This window comes from Methanosarcina vacuolata Z-761 (assembly GCF_000969905.1).
In the GTDB taxonomy this organism is placed as follows: Archaea; Halobacteriota; Methanosarcinia; order Methanosarcinales; family Methanosarcinaceae; genus Methanosarcina; species Methanosarcina vacuolata.
Window position 1 is genome coordinate 4,103,093 of sequence record NZ_CP009520.1, and the last position, 15,513, is coordinate 4,118,605.

Genomic DNA, 15,513 nt, shown 5'->3' on the forward strand with positions numbered 1-15,513 from the left:
TATATTTTATCAGACTTGCATATTATAAAATAGAAAAAAAGCCGAGTGATATTTATGCCTTTAATTTCCCTGACTACCGATTTCGGAGACCTCTATCCCGCAGCCATGAAAGCCGTGATTTTGAGAATAAACCCGGCAGTACAGATTATCGATATAACCCATTCCATACAGCAGGCTGGAATCCGGGAAGGAGCTTTTGCGCTCTATTCCCTTGTTCGATATTTCCCGCAGGGAACGGTACATATCGGTGTTGTCGATCCCGGAGTTGGGACTTCCCGCCGTGCGCTTGCCATAAAAGCCGGTCCTGAAGGAGAAGAACAGTTTTTTGTCGGCCCTGATAACGGGCTACTGATACCTGCAGCTCGCTGCCTTGGTGAAATTAAAGTATACGAGATCACAAATCCTGAAATTATGCTTAAATCAGGAATTTCTGCAACTTTCCACGGCAGGGATATTTTTGCGCCTGCAGGAGCCTACCTTTCAAAAGGCACACCTATCGAGGCTGTCGGCTCTGAAATTTTGGATTTTGTTAGCCTTGATTTCGAAAATTTCGGAATTGACGGGTCCTTCCTTGTAGGCGAGGTTATTTTTGCAGACAACTTTGGAAATGTTATCACCAATATTCCTGAAGAAGTAGTTTTAAAATTCTCTAACTTTGGCTCACAGATAGAAATAAACAGCAGAAAGGTCTCCTTTGTTCAGACCTATGGTTTTGTAGGGCCGAAAAAGCCCCTTGCCCTTATAGGCAGTCATGGATTCCTGGAAATTGCCGTAAACAAAGGAAATGCTGCGCTTCAGTTCGGACTTAAAAGTGGAGATCAGGTCGCAATAAAGATCGTATAAAGAGTGGCTACATAGAGAATGACTGTATAAAGAGTGGCTACATAGAGAATGACTGTATAAAGAGTGGCTACATAGAGAATGGTTGCATAGAGAACGACTGGATAAAGAGTAGCTGCATAAAGAATGGATGCATAAAGCAGGCTGTAGTTCCAGATCATTTTAGATAAAAGTTCATCCCAAAACCAATTTTATTCACATATCATTAAGAGTTTCAGAATTAGTTTTCAGGACCAGAAACTCTATTGATAATCCAGAATATGATATCCAGATAAGCAATTTTGAATTTTGGGGTCAGCTCTAATAAAGCTTAACTGCTTTTCTTTCTCAAAAGTCAACCAGACACTCGATTCAGCGGAATTTTTATATAACTATCCGGCACAGGCAGTCTGTTTAGAATGAAACTGACTACTTTGAAAACTTACAAGCTTGAAGTTTTCTTTTTATTTGCTCTGGTTATTTTGAGCTTTTTTACCCTCTCAGGAAATGGAAATGCGGATAATTCCGCGGCAAGCTCTGGGGGAACTTTCTGGCTCCCCTCAACAGTAATGCAATCAGTAGCAGCATTGTATGCCGTGTTTATTGCTATTTTCATACTCTCCCTGCAAAGCAACCAAGATAGTACTAACTCGATTGCCAACCGGATAAAACCACCTATGAAGATGGTATCCTATACGACAGCAGGGACAATTTATTTTAACGGACTGATACTGATTGTTTTTAGCTTTGGCTCTTTTTCCGAAGCCAAAATGAAAGTTTTGTTGGTCTCCTCCCTTATTTCAATGGTTCTATCCCTTATAGCCGTCGTTTACACTTCCATAAACTTGCTAAGCAACGTTTCTGGCTTAAAAACCTCATCTGAAAAACTAGCATATATCTCGGATCTTCTTAGAGGACAGGAAGGAAACCCCGTTAACCCACTAAAACAAAACGAAAAAGATACACAGTTCTGCATCAAAGCCCTGGACGACGAAAATCCAGAGGTCCGGGCAATCGCAGCCGAAGCCCTGGGACAGGCAAGAGGCCCTGAAGTAGAGGAGGCACTTCTTGAGCTCCTTGAAGACAAGAATTCCCGAGTAAGAATAACTGCAGCCAGAAACCTCGGCCGGATAGGAACCGAAAATGCAGCAGAACCGCTAATTAAACGGCTGGCTGTAGACAAAGCCCCTGTATTCCGAGTATGTGCTATAGAATCCCTTGGAAACCTTAAAGACAAACGGGCAATTGAACCTTTAATTAAAAACCTGGACGACAAAGTTCCCGAAGTCAGGCTAGTTGCAGCCCGTTCCCTGGGGATTCTCGGTGGTGACAAGGCTGAAGAAGCCCTTATCGCAAAACTGAATAAGAGCTCTCCGGAATTACAGAAACAGATAATACTGTCTCTGGGAAACTCTGGCAGCAAAAAAACTGCGGGACTTGACAGTAAAAAAGCCGCAGGAGCTCTTATCCACAAACTAAGAGATAAGGACCCCGAACTTCGAAAGTATGCAGCCGAATCCCTTGGTAAACTGGAAGATCCAGAGTCAGTAGACCCACTTCTTGAATGCCTTGGTGATACGAATCCTGAAGTAAGAAATGCTGCTGCATATTCTCTGGGAACTCTCAGAGCTGAAAAAGCAACAGATACTCTTCTTGGAATGCTGACCGAAGAAGATTCCGAACTCAGAATAACTGCAGTCTATGCCCTTGGAAACATAGGCAGCCGAAGAGCAGTTGATGCGCTTCTAAAAACTCTAGACGACAGCAACCCCTGGGTCAGGCGGTACGCCGCAGATGCCCTCGCAAAAATCGGAGATCAAAAAGCAACAACCCCTCTTGTCAAAAACTTAAACGACCCTGACCCTGAAGTCAGGTGGGCTACGGCTGAAGCTTTAAGGTTGCTGGATAAGCAGAATTCAAGGTAAAAAGAAAATCCATTAAAGAAAATCCATTATACCTTAGCTTCCCTGCCATGGATGCTGATGTACTTTTCCGGGTTATCCTGGAATCTCTTCATGCATTCAAACGAACAAAAATAATAAGTTCTTCCCTTGTAGTCACTTTTGTATGTAACATCCCTCTCCGTAACATTCATATCGCACACAGGATCAAACCGTGTTCCACTCCCTTTCATTTTCATAATTTTTCCTCCACTGGTCCGGTTATATCATTTTATTATTTCAAAGCCGAGTACCGGCAGCTTTTCATCTTTCCCCACTGCGTTTCACAAGCTGCTGAAAATAAACCCAAGTTACTGATTATTACTATAATATTTAGCAATTTTTATATAATTGTTTTTGGTAGCGTTCCTTAAAACTCTTCCCACTTTCAGAGACGTCTCATACTTTTCCTTTAGATTTTTTGGAAATTTCAACAAATATTTATATTTCTTTCCAATAAACAATTAAAAAACTCTGTTATTTTTCATAATGTGGTATTTGAAAGCTCATCTTCCACGAGATTTGTTTCATATTATGAAATTAAACTAAGTATGGAGCTAAATCCTTTTGTCAGGCGATAAACCAGAATCTTCGTTCGAATGCTTAAATGATGTTTCGACGAAGGAAGATGTACTTGGATTCCGTCCTTACGTCGAAGCTATCGCAGAATTTCTTACTGCCGAAGGCACAAAGCCCCCTATTACTCTTTCTATTGAGGGGCAGTGGGGATGTGGCAAATCTTCTTTCATGCTGCAATTGAAAGAGGAAATTGAAAAAGGAAATATATGCGATATATCTATAAGAGAATTTTGGAAGTATCTATTTTTAAATAAGAAAAAAGCAGGTCTTTCTGAATTAAAACCGCTTATTTCTAAATTAGAAACCCTTTTTTCTTCCATTGAGGAAAAATTCTCACAAAATAATGGAAATGAGCTAAATAACCAAGATGAAAATTTTGATCCATATTCCTTCGGAAATAAAATAAAAGCAATTCTGACATACACTTCTTCAAAAATTAAAAAAAGAAATTATTTTACAGTCTGGTTTAACTGCTGGAGATATGAGAAGGAAGATGAGTTATGGGCTGCTTTTGCCCTTAATTTTATAGAAGAGTTATCAAAAAAACTTCCTTGGCACTACAAAATAGTTTCACAACTTAGGTTAATTTGGCGAAGATATTGTATTAAATTTAATTACACGCCCATTATTCTTATTTATCTTTTATTGAGGACAATTTCTTTCATAATTATTTTCTTATTCTTATTCTTAGTAATTAGCTATATATTGAAATTGTTGGGAATAAGTCCATCAAATGGTTTAAGCATACCTCTAGTGAGTCCAAAAAATATCGAAGGTTTTTCGGGCATTATTACATTTTTAACTTCTTTTATAATTGTAATAAACCACTTTTTCAGTAAAGAGCCATTCACAGATATTCTTACAGATCCTTTTGGCCTGAAAAAACTTAACTCAAATACAAATTATAAGGAACGCCTTTCTTTCAGAGAGTATTTCTATTCTGACTTTAATGAAATAATTAGATCATATGTTGGAACTTCGAAAGTTTATGTATTTATTGATGATCTTGACCGTTCAGAAGTCCCAAAAGCAGCTGAACTCATGCAGGCAATTAACCTGATGATCTCTGATAACTCAAAAGTTTATTTTTCCTTAGCCATGGACAGAAAAGTTATCTCTGCAGGACTAGCGGCTAAAAATAAACAACTTCTCAAGTACTTGGACAAAGATGGTCCTGAGCATGGATACGGGATTGAATATGGTTATGATTTTATTGAAAAGTTCATTCAACTTCCGTTTAAAGTACCAAGTCCAAAAAGTGCTGATTTTTTAAAATTTTTAATCTCAACTGATGAACCTGAAACTGAAGCTCCTTTAAATTCATTTGAACCTGTGAATAAACCAAGTACATCTGAAGGCTTTATCCCTTATAAACCTCCTGAAAGAGACCTTATATCCTTGCAGAATAAGCCAAAAGAGCAAGAAGCAGAATCTGACAAATCTAATAATGCTAATACCGAGTTAAATATGCAGGAAATCCAGAACAATAAGGATTGTGTGGAAGATCTTGAAATCTCAAAACTGATTCTGGAAATGGTTTCTCCTGCTCTGGGTAATAATCCCCGTCGAATAAAGCAGTTCATTAATCAGTTTCGTTTCCAGAGAACTATAGGAAAAAGAACTAGTCTTTTTTCCTACAAAGAGGGAACAGTTCCTGAAAATATGTGGAACTGCAAAAAACTTGCAAAATTCGTAGCAATAAGCATAGAGTGGAATTCGCTAATTTATGCTCTGAATTCAAATAGAACACTTCTTGCCCGCTTGCAGGAATATGCATTAAAGCCGGAAAATGAAGATAAAAATCTGGAGAAATGGAGCCGGGACGAAAGGCTGATCGAATTGTTGAGATACGGCTGCGTAGAAGAAAGTAATCTCTCGCAAAATGCAGCCGAATATACTCTTTCAGGTCTTGATTTTAGCAAATTGTTGCAGATATCACCTGTTGTTCCATCCTCTGAAGAAGGTACTGAGTTTTCCTCTATTATTTTTGATGGAATAGAATTTGTTCGGATCCCTGCAGGAGATTTCATAATGGGATCAAGTGAGTATGACGATGAAAAACCAGTTCATGAGATAAAAATCAAAAAACCTTTTTACCTTGGTAAATTCCCGGTTACTCAGAAACAGTGGGAAGAAGTTATGGGTAGCAATCCTTCCCGCTTCAAAGGCAATGATCTGCCTGTAGAGAATGTTTCCTGGACTGATGTTCAGGAGTTTATCAAAAAGATCAATAAAGGCGCTGATAATTACCGTTTACCCTCTGAAGCTGAATGGGAATATGCCTGCCGTGCCAGAACAAATACAAAATATTCTTTCGGTGATGACGAGTCGCAACTCAGGGACTATGCTTGGTACAATGGTTATGCTGCTCTTGAAGACTGGAGGAAGAATATGGAGAAAATTCGAAATGAGGGCAGCACTCATCCGGTTGGTCAGAAGAAGCCAAATCCTTGGGGGCTTTATGATATGCATGGTAATGTCTGGGAATGGGTACAGGATAATTGGCACGATAATTATAACGGTGCCCCTTCGGATGGGAGCGCGTGGGAAGATGAAACAGACGGCTTTGACCCTTCTTTTCGAGGTGGCAGCTGGTACTTTGGCGCTAAGGATTGCCGTTCAGCGGCTCGAGGCTGGAGCGTCTTTATTGGCTTCTACGACGATGTTGGCTTCCGTCTTCTGAGGAAACTGTAATTACTTTCTACTTTACCACTTAATTTACATTTCGATCCCCCTCTCAAAAATAAGGTGATTTTTGTAACAACTGGCCAAACTTATTGAACCAGATGTGAGCACATGCTCAACAAAATCAATGATTTTAACTTGAATTCCACAATGTTCAAAAAAACAGTTTAAATTTGGAAAACAAATTAAAAATTTAGTCATATATAAAGAGAAATAGAGAAGTATATGTAATTAATATGGAAGCAAGAGCAAAATTAGTAGTAAACTGTGTGAATAAAAAAATTAAGTTGTGTTTTTTTTGAGGGGGTCGAAATGTAAAACTTAAGTTACTATTTGAAGCACATTGAATTCCATTGGGTGAAGCCCGAAGGCTCGAAGCGTGCGAAGCCGCCGAGCCTGAGGTGCTGAGCCTCAATATTTAAAAAAATAGTTTCTCTTACCCCTAGTTCAGCCCTCTTGAGCGAACGAAGTGAGCGAAAAGGGCACCGTCCTCCCGAGACGGCGACTCGGGAGTTACATCCACTCGTAATGCATCAGAACTTCAGGATTAAAACTCTGCATCAAACTGTTTTCCGTATATCCAAAAAAGAGGCAGCCACTGCAGTTTTCAACAATTTCCTTTCTGTGTTCTTCCGAGTTTTTCCAGACACTTTCAAAACCGTCCCAGATCACGTTTCCAAGAGGTTCGTTGTGCACGCGGCAGGTTTCCAGAGTGCCGTCATGTGTCACATTTATAATAACCCCGCTGGCCCTGCATTTGTAGTCCATTCTCCCATCCCTGACCATTTTAAGGTAGGTTTTGGAATTGATTATCGGGTAGCCCTGCTTCTTAAGCTCTATTATGTGGTCAACTGTACAGTGGAATTTTTCCCTATCACGAATTCCGATATCGTTCCAGATTTCTTCACTGATTCCGGGAAATTCGTGGACAGGCTCGAAGGAAACTTTCACTCCCAGCTTTTTTGCAAGCAAAATGAGAGTCTCGATATCATCCAGGTTTTTTCCTGTAAGCACGCAGTTCATCAGGATGGGATTCTTCTTTTTCTGAAGTTTTCTAACCTCAATAGCTTTTTTTAAGCCCTTCAGCAGAGTTTCGAAATCCATCCTGCGGATTTCTTTATAACTATCTACCCCATCCACTGAAACCGAAAGGTAATCTACATCTACCAGCTCTTCCGCCCTTTCATAGAGCAATTTTCCATTTGTAACCGTGGAAGTGATCATCCCGATTTCTTTGGCGTATGCCATAATCTGGGGCAGATCTTTTCTGAGGAGAGGTTCTACGGTCCAGGCGTTGTAGACACCGATCCCGAATTCTTTAGCATCGTCCAACAATTTAAAAATCTCTTCTCTAGGCGGCTCTTCTCCAGTTTTCTTCCAGTACTCACAGAACTTGCAGCGCATATTGCAGCAGGCATTTACACCGTGGGAGAGGACAAAAGGACGTTTTCTTACTCGGATCTGCCAGAGCGCTCTCGAAGCCAGAATAGGGTCAAATCGGGACATAGGTATCATTTGCCTAATAAAACAGAAGGATCATTATCTGTATTAGTAAAGAACATTTGCAATATAAATAGATTTATCCGGCTGCCTGTATTTTGTTTTTAATTACAATGTCCCTTTCCTTAAAAGTTGAGCGATGTAATTTAATTTACTTTAAAGGTTTAGAAACTTATTCTAAAGATTTAGAAACTAATTTTTACTCTAAAAAGGTTTAGAAACTAATTTACTGAAAAGAATTTTAAAAGAGTATTTAAAGAAGTCGTGCAGTAAAAACAAATGCACAATGTAACCGCTTTTAAACTAACAAGTAAACTAAAAGTAAAAAAAGTGCTCGCCGAAGGGCGAGCTGTAGGTATTGAAGTTTTAGTTGCGTTTATCCGAAGAGGGCACCGAGGCCGGCCATTCCGTCTTCTTCAGAGTGGTCTTCTTCCTCTTCTTCCTCTTCCTCAGCAGGAGCTGCTTCTGCGGCAGGGGCTGCTGCGCCAGCAGGGGCTGCTGCGCCAGCTGCTGGAGCTGCGAATGCTGCCTTTGCAATTGCTTCTTCGATGTCCACGCCTTCAAGGGCTGCAACAAGGGCCTTTACCCTGGATTCATTAACTTCGATACCTGCTGCCTGGAGAACGGCAGTGATTGCGTCTTCGGTAATTGCTTTACCAGCGTTGTGCAATAAGAGAGCTGCATATATATATTCCATCGTTAATCACCTAAGTTTTAATTATCGTAAATAAATTTATCCGAAAAGGGAACCGAGACCAGCCATTCCATCTTCTTCGGAGTGGTCTTCTTCTTCCTCTTCTTCCTCTTCTTCCTTTACTTCTTCGATCTTCTCGGGTTCCCTGACTGCTGCGGCTGCTACGCTTGCGGCCGCTCCGAGAACTTCCCTCAGTTGGTCATCCACAGCATTTGCATCTTTGTCTGCGGCTTCAGATGCAACAGATGTCATCTGGACATGAGCTTTTGCCAGTAAGGCGTCCATGACTCCGGAATCAAACACGACAGCATTGACACCAAGGTTCTTTGACTCTGCAAAGGCTTTTGCCAGCAGGGTGCCGATTGTTGCGCTTGTCGGGTATGCAGTGTTGACAGCGAGGTTGAAAGCGCTCTGAGCTGCTCTGGTAATATCAGAGAAGTACTGGCTTTCATCAATTGCAAGGAGTTCCGGCTCGTAAATTGTCCCATCATCATAGGCGGCTCTTAAGTCCAGCCCTACAATGAGAGGGTATATCTCCAGCTTTGCAAGCATGGTTGCGAGCTTCTGTGGGACTGCCTCACCTGCTTTACAGACAACCTTAGTTTCCTTTACTGCAACTTTTCCTGCATCTATTGAAGCTGGAATTCCTGCACTCTGGAGTTCTCCCAGAATCGGGCCAGGTGGGAAACTGGTAGGCCCCTTCTGAACAATAATATCCGCAGGAGCTATTGCGCCTCCTTTAATCGGAGAAGGAGTTTTTGTCTGTTCTAGAACTTTGTAAAGCTTGAAGGGACTTTCGTTAGTAAATACCAGAGCAGTCTGCTTGTCAAGGTATTTATTCATCTCGGGAATGCTTTCCCCGAGCTGGTTTAAAGCCCGCTCAGTAAGGGTGTTCCTTGAGACCTTGAGCACTGCAACGTCTTTAAGGTCCCGGCGAATTTTCTGGATCTTGGTTGCAAGAATGCCTTCGATCCCAACCATCCCGAAGACCTTATGGGACTGAATGAGCTCTACTATATTCTCGATCTCATTCTTTTTCCACTCTGGGACGTGCTCCGTGTGATGCTTCTCCTCTGCCATTTACACCACCCTTTCGGATTTTCCCATAGTTGTCGTGACATAGACCGTTCTCAGGTTGTGCCTGCCTTTATCCAGGACACGCTCCAGCCTGGATACTATAGTCTCAATGTTTTCGGCAAGATCATCGGGACTCATGTTCCTTCGGCCGACAGGCACATGGAATGTGAGCTTGTCTTTTGACCTTAATCTGATTGCATTTTGCTTGCTCTGGATCAGTTCGCCTATATCTTTGTTAGGTAAAAGCGGAATAGGCATTTTCCCTCTGGGTCCAAGAACAATACCCAGGTTCTTACCAATTGTTGGCATAAACTGGGTTTCTGCGATAAAAAGGTCACATTCGTTCGCAAGAGTCCTGGCTTGGTTTTTATCAGCCGCCAGTTCATCGAGCTCAACATCAGAAATAACATACGCAGCACCGGCAGCCTTTGCTCTGAGGCCCACATCACCTTTTGCAAAAACGCCGATCTTCAGTTCTTTTCCGAGCCCGTGAGGAAGAATTACTTCTTCATCGACTCTGTTCTTCGGTTGGTTCATGTCAAGATTCTTTAAGTTAATCGCCAGGTCTACGCTTTCAGAGAAATTGCGTTTTGGCGATTCTTCAAGTACTTTCTTGACAGCTTCCAGTATATTTTTTTCTGCCATCTTGTTCCTCCCCGTAGTGTTTGAACTTACATGTCCAAGCAGCCTTTTCGGCTTACTACGGTTGGTCTTAGGGCTTTTCCATTAATCCGGATATTCGGTTATTCTTAACAATAAACCACTAATAACTATCTTTTTTATATATTGCAATGATATGCAGGATTCTTGAGCTATTAGTGCTATCCAATTTAAAACTATTGGTGATGACGAAATTCCGGATTAAATAAGAAGGAATAGGAAGGTTTTACCACTCTTCACCGGCAAGCAAATCATCGAACTTGCCCTGATCGAGTGCCTTCTGGCTGTCTTTAGCCTTAACTCCCTCTACATTCACGCCCATAGGGACACAGGTACCCATTACCTCTTTCATTGTTGACTTGAGATCATAGGAAAGTACGTCTTCCTTCTTCATCCGGGCAATCTTTGCAACCTGCGAAATGCTGATGTCTCCAACAACTTCGCTTCCTGCATTTCCTGACCCTTTTTGAATCCCTAACTCTTTCATAATCAGGGATGCAGTGGGTGGAGTGCCTACTTCGATCTCGACATTTTTCTTGTCGTCAACAATTACTTTTACAGGAACCTGCATACCATTGTAGTCCCTGGTTTTTTCGTTGATCTTTTCGACCACTTCTTTTATGTTGACCCCGAGCGGACCAAGCGCCGGACCTAAAGGTGGTCCAGGATTTGCTTTTCCTCCGGGGACAAGTGCTTCAACAATACTTGTCATCTGAGTCTCACCGGTTTTAATACGTATAATGTTTGTAGATCCATTTAGATCCACTTTGAGTACTGGTGATTTAAATTAATAAGCTGGAATTTTAGGTATTTTTCCATCTTGCTGTGACTTCACTCATTCTCTTTTTTAAGTATTCTTACAGTATCGCCACGAATAGTGATGGGAATCGGAACCACAGCATCAAACAGCTCCACAGTAATTTCCTCATGCCCTTCGTCAACTCTTTTAACCCGGGCTTTCTCGCCTTTAAAGGGTCCTGAAGTAACCTCAATTATAGCCCCTTCCTTGATCCCTATTATGGTTGGTTTGGGTTTAAGGAAATGCTCAATTTCAGCAATTGAAGAGCTCCCTTTCACAAGAGCCCTTGCATGGGGAATAGTCTGGATTGCCAGTTCTACAATTCCGGGTTTAGGAGCCTCGACCAGGACATATCCTTTTAGCTCATCAGGAGCCAGAATTGCCCTTATATCCAGCTTCTCCTTTTTCGAAATCCTGGCAAGGGCTGTTGCAACCGATCTTTCTTGGTTTGCCGTAGTTTTGATTACAAATATCTGGGACTCCTCACTCATTTGGCCACCCACTGGGGCAACATTGTCAACAGTACGTATACTATAAATCCTATTGCTCCCACAGCCAGAATGCCAACACCTGCGACTTTGGCAATGGTCAAGAACTCTTCCCTGGACGGTTTTCTAGTAAGTTTCAGGACTCTCAGGTGTGCCCGGATTGCCTGACCAACGCTTTCTGCAGTTATCTTCGGTTCAAACGTGGATTCTACCATCAATTCACATCCAGGTTTTCTTTATTCTAGTTCTCTTTCTTTAATTTTTTGCCTAGAGTTCTTCCTATGGGTTTTCCATTCCCGAAATTCGCATTTCCTAGATCTGGAATTTCCGGATTTATATTAAGGAAGGAACGGGCGGTTTATATTATTAATTCCTATTATATGAAGATATCACTGGCACGACTTTTAAAACGTCAAAAGATTTCGATGCTGGATTTGTATTTATTTCAAAGTTTTAATCGCGTCAGTAGAAATATTTATTTTTTGATGCCGAATTGTATCGGCACCATACGGCATTTACCATAAAAATAGTTTTCGATTGGTTTTTATTCCTATTCCTTATTTATATTTTAAAGAGAGGAAAACAGTATTTTTCTCCAACCGAAGATTTTAATCCCTTTTATCTCTGATCTGATCACTCTACAAAATCAATTCCATATTTAAAGGTAATATCCTTGTCGTTTCCATGACCATAAATCTGGGCGGATGTTACTCCTGTAACAACGATCATGGTACGTACGGTTTGTTCGAGGTCAGGGTCAACCTGTGCACCCCAGATCAGGCGGGCGTTTGCGTCTATCCGGCTATAAACTTCCTGAACCACAGATTCAGCTTCTGAAATTGTCATGTCAGGACCTCCAACCACATTAACGAGAGCAGAGGTTGCACCTGAGATGTCCACGTCAAGAAGCGGACTCCGCAAAGCTTTCTGTACGGATTCGACAGCTTTGTTTTCTCCGTCGGACTCTCCAAGCCCTATCATTGCAACACCCCCGTTCTGCATAACAGTTCGGATATCTGCAAAATCGAGGTTTACAAGCCCGGGTTTTGTGATCAGTTCGGTGATACCCTTTACGGCTCTCATAAGAACTTCGTCTGATACTTTGAAGGCAGCCTGAAGCGGAAGCCTCGGAACTACTTCGATCAGCTTATCATTGGGAACCACTATTACCGTGTCTGCGACATCTCTAAGGCGTTCAAGACCGGCTTCAGCATTGGTCCTGCGGACATGACCTTCCACACTGAAGGGCAGGGTGACGACTGCGATCGTAAGGGCTCCTGCATCTCTGGCAGCCTCAGCTACTATAGGTGCTGACCCTGTACCGGTTCCTCCTCCAAGCCCTGCGGTAATAAAGACCATGTCAGATCCTTCGACAACGCTGTTGATTTCGTCGATACTTTCGATTGCAGCATCTTCTCCGATCTGGGGGAGGCTCCCAGCCCCAAGTCCACGGGTTTTCTTTTTCCCGATCAGAATCTTTTTGCCGGAGCGTATATGAAGAAGGTGCTGAGCATCGGTGTTCAAGGCAACAAGGTCAGCTCCCTGTATCCCTTCACCCATCATGCGCTGGATGCTGTTCGAGCCGCCGCCTCCGCATCCTACCACTTTGATAGTTGTTTTAAGGCTTCGAAGGATCTCTTCGAGTTCAGCATCAACATCTGAGTCTACTACGTTAGAGTAATCTAAATTTGAGTAATCTCTCTGCCCGGCACGTCCTTCCTGGGCAGATCGAGCAAGGGCTTCTTCCACAATGGATCTCATACTACTGTTTTCCTCCATCCTATGGGGTAGTTTTAATGAATGATGTTAAAGAATAAATGCATTTTTAGAGGGAACATGTGTATTTTAACCATCACATATACAGTTTCCAATTTAATAGTTTTCCTGTTCAAGTCTTTGAACTTATAATGTATTTGTTTAATTATTTAATTAAACTCTTCTACTCTCTTATTTAGCCTCAGGCTGTTCCCCACAGCTATTATGGTCCAGTTTTATTTGCTATAATTCTGAACCTTCTTTAATAATTCTGAACTTTTTTTAATAATACTGAATCTTCGTTAATTTCTTTGACCAAAATGTTTATTTTTTATTATTTTATTTTTCTGCACACTTCCCTGTATTTTTACCTTTCTCTTTTATGAAAAATAATTACGCTTTTCCTCTGGATTCTCCCAGGATAATACCTGTCGCAATCAGGTGGGCAACCCTCAAAGGTTCAGGAATATTGCTTCTTATTGAGGTAAGCCGGATAATCTTTTTAACAGTCTCCATGCCTATGCCTGCCCTCTGAATATAAATAGAACTCTTTTCACCGGGAATTCTTTCTATTTTTCCGGCCCGCTTTATTATAGTCCACCGTTCCTCTCCATCCTGGAAATATTTGAGAGCGGATTTTATTTTCTCGAAATCCGGATAGGACCGCATAACCACAACTACAGGAATTCCGGTTTCCCTGTAAAGCGTCTGTATATCGACAACATTAAAGCCTCCATAAGTGATTCCATCGAGAATAACCGTTCTTATCTGGCCGTAATGTTTACTCTTCTTTATCATATTACAGATAACTTCAGTAGCATCAAGCCCATCCTTTGTGATTTCGGAGCGAAGAACCCCGTCAATCCAATCTCCTCCTCGAAAAACAGCCCCGACTATCATCACTTTTTCAGTGAGGAGTGCAGAATCGTCTATACCTAAAATTCGAATTTCGGGCTTGATATGAAAATCTGAATTCACAGGTACTTCTTATGTATGGATTACAAAAATAGTTTGTCGGTTTTCCTTCAGGTTTTCTAATCAAAGTCCTTTCCAGGAAAATTTTCAATTTTCCGGTAAAACCCCTATATCTCAAGCTAAAGTAAAAATAGCTAGTCATAGAAATGAGCCCGTGGGGGGATTTCTATTCGGTTTACCGGAAACTTTTTTACACGAACATGGTTTCGGGGAGACTGGCAGGCATCATTTTCTGCGTATCTGCAGCCATAGAGACTTTATCCACTGCTTCGAGGAAATCTGCCATCTCAATCAGTTCTTTGTCTTTCCTGACCGCAAACATACCTGCTTCAGTGGCGATTGCCTTCAGATCCGCTCCACTCATTCCTTCGGTAGCTTTTGCAAGCCTCTTAAAGTCAATATCTCCTGCAAGAGTCATTTTCTCACAGTGGATTTCAAGAATCTTTCCTCTGGCCTCTACTCCGGGCATTGGGACATGGACAAGCCTGTCAAATCGACCTGGCCTGAGAATTGCCGGGTCAAGGACATCAGGACGGTTTGTTGCTGCAACAATCCTGATATTTTTTCTTTTGTCAAAGCCATCCATCTCTGCCAGCAGTTGCATAAGCGTCCTCTGAACCTCACGGTCTGCTCCCGTCGTTTCATTCAAACGCCTTGCAGCAATTGAGTCAAGCTCATCAATGAAAATAATACTTGGAGCCTTTTTCCGGGCCATTTCAAAGATTTCTCTTACGAGTTTGGAACCGTCCCCAATGTATTTTTGCACGAGTTCAGAGCCTACAACTCTGATAAAGGTTGCATTGGTTCTGTGAGCCACAGCTTTCGCAAGCAGGGTTTTGCCTGTTCCCGGAAGTCCATAAAGAAGAACTCCCTTAGGAGGATCGATACCTATCCGAGCAAAGCGTTCCGGCTCAATGAGAGGAAGTTCGACAGCTTCCTGAAGTTCCTGTATTTGCTCATCAAGACCGCCTATCTGGTCATAGTCCACTTCTACGCTTTCGAGGACTTCCATTGCAGCAACAAAAGGTTCTTCTGTAGATGGAATAACCTCGGCAATGGCAAGCGTATGCTGGTTCAGGGCAACCTTTGCCCCAGGCAGCAGTTTTTTCTCATCGATATACTGTGAGACATTAACCAGAAACTGAGGTCCGTTGCTGCTTCGGACAATTATCCTATCGTTCTTAATTACATCAATAACCGTACCAATAATGAGCGGAGAGGTCTTCATCCGATCGAGTTCAGACTGCAGCTTTCGTATTTCTCGTTCGTATTTTATCTTTTGGTTTTCCAGATAACGTTTTTCAGATTCAATCTGGCTGCACTGCTCTTCTAGATAACTATTTCGGCTTTCAAGTTGCCTCATTCGGTCCTGGACGCTTTCAGTTACTTCCCCCAGCTCCCCAGGCTCGATTCCGTCATACACAGGTCCGGGCTTACCAAGGTGACTGCGCATGCTTTCATCCTTACTTTTAGTACTTTCCGTCATGGAGCTCCGAATAATATTTAAGTTCATACCGTATATAGCGTTTTCGAAGTGATCAA

The 15,513-nt window shown here is 41.9% G+C and carries 16 protein-coding genes; 3 read left to right on the forward strand and 13 right to left on the reverse strand.

Annotated features, from left to right (window positions below; translation table 11 throughout):
- The first annotated feature begins 54 nt into the window (after positions 1-54).
- Positions 55-843, forward strand: a complete 789-nt coding sequence (locus tag MSVAZ_RS16845; protein ID WP_048122848.1) for an SAM hydrolase/SAM-dependent halogenase family protein — start codon at positions 55-57, stop codon at positions 841-843.
- Here the strand turns inward: MSVAZ_RS16845 and MSVAZ_RS16850 are convergent.
- Both MSVAZ_RS16850 and MSVAZ_RS20955 read right to left on the reverse strand, forming a co-directional pair.
- Positions 819-1,001 (reverse strand): hypothetical protein, encoded by a 183-nt coding sequence (locus MSVAZ_RS16850; RefSeq protein ID WP_048122851.1) that lies wholly within the window; start codon positions 999-1,001, stop codon positions 819-821. The two genes, MSVAZ_RS16845 and MSVAZ_RS16850, sit on opposite strands and share 25 nt — an antisense overlap.
- A 260-nt stretch (positions 1,002-1,261) precedes the next feature.
- Positions 1,262-1,435 carry a hypothetical protein gene (locus tag MSVAZ_RS20955; protein WP_198146763.1) on the reverse strand — a complete coding sequence of 58 codons (174 nt, stop codon included), beginning with the start codon at positions 1,433-1,435 and terminating at the stop codon, positions 1,262-1,264.
- A 61-nt stretch (positions 1,436-1,496) separates the two neighbouring features.
- Here MSVAZ_RS20955 and MSVAZ_RS16855 point away from each other — a divergent pair, with 61 nt between their 5' ends.
- Positions 1,497-2,744, forward strand: coding sequence for a HEAT repeat domain-containing protein (locus tag MSVAZ_RS16855; protein ID WP_198146764.1), 1,248 nt, complete (start codon positions 1,497-1,499; stop codon positions 2,742-2,744).
- Between the two features lie 26 nt (positions 2,745-2,770).
- On the opposite strand, the gene MSVAZ_RS16860 is transcribed toward MSVAZ_RS16855, so the two are convergent.
- The gene (locus MSVAZ_RS16860; protein WP_082091179.1) at positions 2,771-2,959 is read right to left on the reverse strand and encodes a YHS domain-containing protein; all 189 of its coding nucleotides are present in this window, start codon (positions 2,957-2,959) and stop codon (positions 2,771-2,773) included.
- Positions 2,960-3,326: 367 nt separating this feature from the next.
- Here MSVAZ_RS16860 and MSVAZ_RS21710 point away from each other — a divergent pair, with 367 nt between their 5' ends.
- Positions 3,327-6,032, forward strand: a complete 2,706-nt coding sequence (locus MSVAZ_RS21710; RefSeq protein ID WP_048122856.1) for an SUMF1/EgtB/PvdO family nonheme iron enzyme — start codon at positions 3,327-3,329, stop codon at positions 6,030-6,032.
- A 504-nt stretch (positions 6,033-6,536) separates the two neighbouring features.
- Here the strand turns inward: MSVAZ_RS21710 and MSVAZ_RS16870 are convergent.
- The 10 genes from MSVAZ_RS16870 to MSVAZ_RS16915 all read right to left on the reverse strand — a co-directional run bounded on the left by MSVAZ_RS16870 (position 6,537) and on the right by MSVAZ_RS16915 (position 15,484).
- Complete coding sequence (locus MSVAZ_RS16870) at positions 6,537-7,529, reverse strand: radical SAM protein (RefSeq protein ID WP_048122858.1); 993 nt, start codon at positions 7,527-7,529, stop codon at positions 6,537-6,539.
- Positions 7,530-7,899: 370 nt separating this feature from the next.
- Positions 7,900-8,220 carry a 50S ribosomal protein P1 gene (rpl12p, locus tag MSVAZ_RS16875; RefSeq protein WP_048122860.1) on the reverse strand — a complete coding sequence of 107 codons (321 nt, stop codon included), beginning with the start codon at positions 8,218-8,220 and terminating at the stop codon, positions 7,900-7,902.
- Between the two features lie 36 nt (positions 8,221-8,256).
- Positions 8,257-9,297, reverse strand: a complete 1,041-nt coding sequence (locus tag MSVAZ_RS16880; RefSeq protein ID WP_048122862.1) for a 50S ribosomal protein L10 — start codon at positions 9,295-9,297, stop codon at positions 8,257-8,259.
- The gene (locus MSVAZ_RS16885; protein ID WP_048122863.1) at positions 9,298-9,939 is read right to left on the reverse strand and encodes a 50S ribosomal protein L1; all 642 of its coding nucleotides are present in this window, start codon (positions 9,937-9,939) and stop codon (positions 9,298-9,300) included.
- Positions 9,940-10,180: 241 nt separating this feature from the next.
- Positions 10,181-10,666, reverse strand: a complete 486-nt coding sequence (locus MSVAZ_RS16890) for a 50S ribosomal protein L11 (protein WP_048122866.1) — start codon at positions 10,664-10,666, stop codon at positions 10,181-10,183.
- Between the two features lie 119 nt (positions 10,667-10,785).
- Positions 10,786-11,244, reverse strand: coding sequence for a transcription elongation factor Spt5 (locus MSVAZ_RS16895; RefSeq protein WP_048122868.1), 459 nt, complete (start codon positions 11,242-11,244; stop codon positions 10,786-10,788).
- On the reverse strand, positions 11,241-11,456 hold the full coding sequence (locus MSVAZ_RS16900; RefSeq protein ID WP_048122871.1) for a protein translocase SEC61 complex subunit gamma: 216 nt from the start codon (positions 11,454-11,456) through the stop codon (positions 11,241-11,243). Before MSVAZ_RS16900 ends, MSVAZ_RS16895 begins: the two co-directional genes overlap by 4 nt.
- Positions 11,457-11,874: 418 nt before the next feature.
- A complete protein-coding gene (gene ftsZ, locus MSVAZ_RS16905; RefSeq protein ID WP_048122873.1) occupies positions 11,875-13,002 on the reverse strand; it encodes a cell division protein FtsZ in 1,128 nt (375 codons plus the stop codon).
- 387 nt (positions 13,003-13,389) lie between these two features.
- On the reverse strand, positions 13,390-13,974 hold the full coding sequence (locus MSVAZ_RS16910; protein WP_048122876.1) for an endonuclease dU: 585 nt from the start codon (positions 13,972-13,974) through the stop codon (positions 13,390-13,392).
- Between the two features lie 187 nt (positions 13,975-14,161).
- Positions 14,162-15,484, reverse strand: a complete 1,323-nt coding sequence (locus tag MSVAZ_RS16915; protein ID WP_269746789.1) for a proteasome-activating nucleotidase — start codon at positions 15,482-15,484, stop codon at positions 14,162-14,164.
- Between the last annotated feature and the right edge of the window lie 29 nt (positions 15,485-15,513).

What these genes read in the sequence shown, in the direction of transcription:
- MSVAZ_RS16845 (WP_048122848.1), top strand. Translation starts at nt 55, where the DNA reads ATGCCTTTAATTTCCCTGACTACCGATTTCGGAGACCTCTATCCCGCA.
- MSVAZ_RS16850 (WP_048122851.1), bottom strand. Translation starts at nt 1,001, where the DNA reads ATGATCTGGAACTACAGCCTGCTTTATGCATCCATTCTTTATGCAGCT.
- MSVAZ_RS20955 (WP_198146763.1), bottom strand. Translation starts at nt 1,435, where the DNA reads ATGAAAATAGCAATAAACACGGCATACAATGCTGCTACTGATTGCATT.
- MSVAZ_RS16855 (WP_198146764.1), top strand. Translation starts at nt 1,497, where the DNA reads ATGAAGATGGTATCCTATACGACAGCAGGGACAATTTATTTTAACGGA.
- MSVAZ_RS16860 (WP_082091179.1), bottom strand. Translation starts at nt 2,959, where the DNA reads ATGAAAATGAAAGGGAGTGGAACACGGTTTGATCCTGTGTGCGATATG.
- MSVAZ_RS16870 (WP_048122858.1), bottom strand. Translation starts at nt 7,529, where the DNA reads ATGTCCCGATTTGACCCTATTCTGGCTTCGAGAGCGCTCTGGCAGATC.
- rpl12p (WP_048122860.1), bottom strand. Translation starts at nt 8,220, where the DNA reads ATGGAATATATATATGCAGCTCTCTTATTGCACAACGCTGGTAAAGCA.
- MSVAZ_RS16880 (WP_048122862.1), bottom strand. Translation starts at nt 9,297, where the DNA reads ATGGCAGAGGAGAAGCATCACACGGAGCACGTCCCAGAGTGGAAAAAG.
- MSVAZ_RS16885 (WP_048122863.1), bottom strand. Translation starts at nt 9,939, where the DNA reads ATGGCAGAAAAAAATATACTGGAAGCTGTCAAGAAAGTACTTGAAGAA.
- MSVAZ_RS16890 (WP_048122866.1), bottom strand. Translation starts at nt 10,666, where the DNA reads ATGACAAGTATTGTTGAAGCACTTGTCCCCGGAGGAAAAGCAAATCCT.
- MSVAZ_RS16895 (WP_048122868.1), bottom strand. Translation starts at nt 11,244, where the DNA reads ATGAGTGAGGAGTCCCAGATATTTGTAATCAAAACTACGGCAAACCAA.
- MSVAZ_RS16900 (WP_048122871.1), bottom strand. Translation starts at nt 11,456, where the DNA reads ATGGTAGAATCCACGTTTGAACCGAAGATAACTGCAGAAAGCGTTGGT.
- ftsZ (WP_048122873.1), bottom strand. Translation starts at nt 13,002, where the DNA reads ATGAGATCCATTGTGGAAGAAGCCCTTGCTCGATCTGCCCAGGAAGGA.
- MSVAZ_RS16915 (WP_269746789.1), bottom strand. Translation starts at nt 15,484, where the DNA reads ATGAACTTAAATATTATTCGGAGCTCCATGACGGAAAGTACTAAAAGT.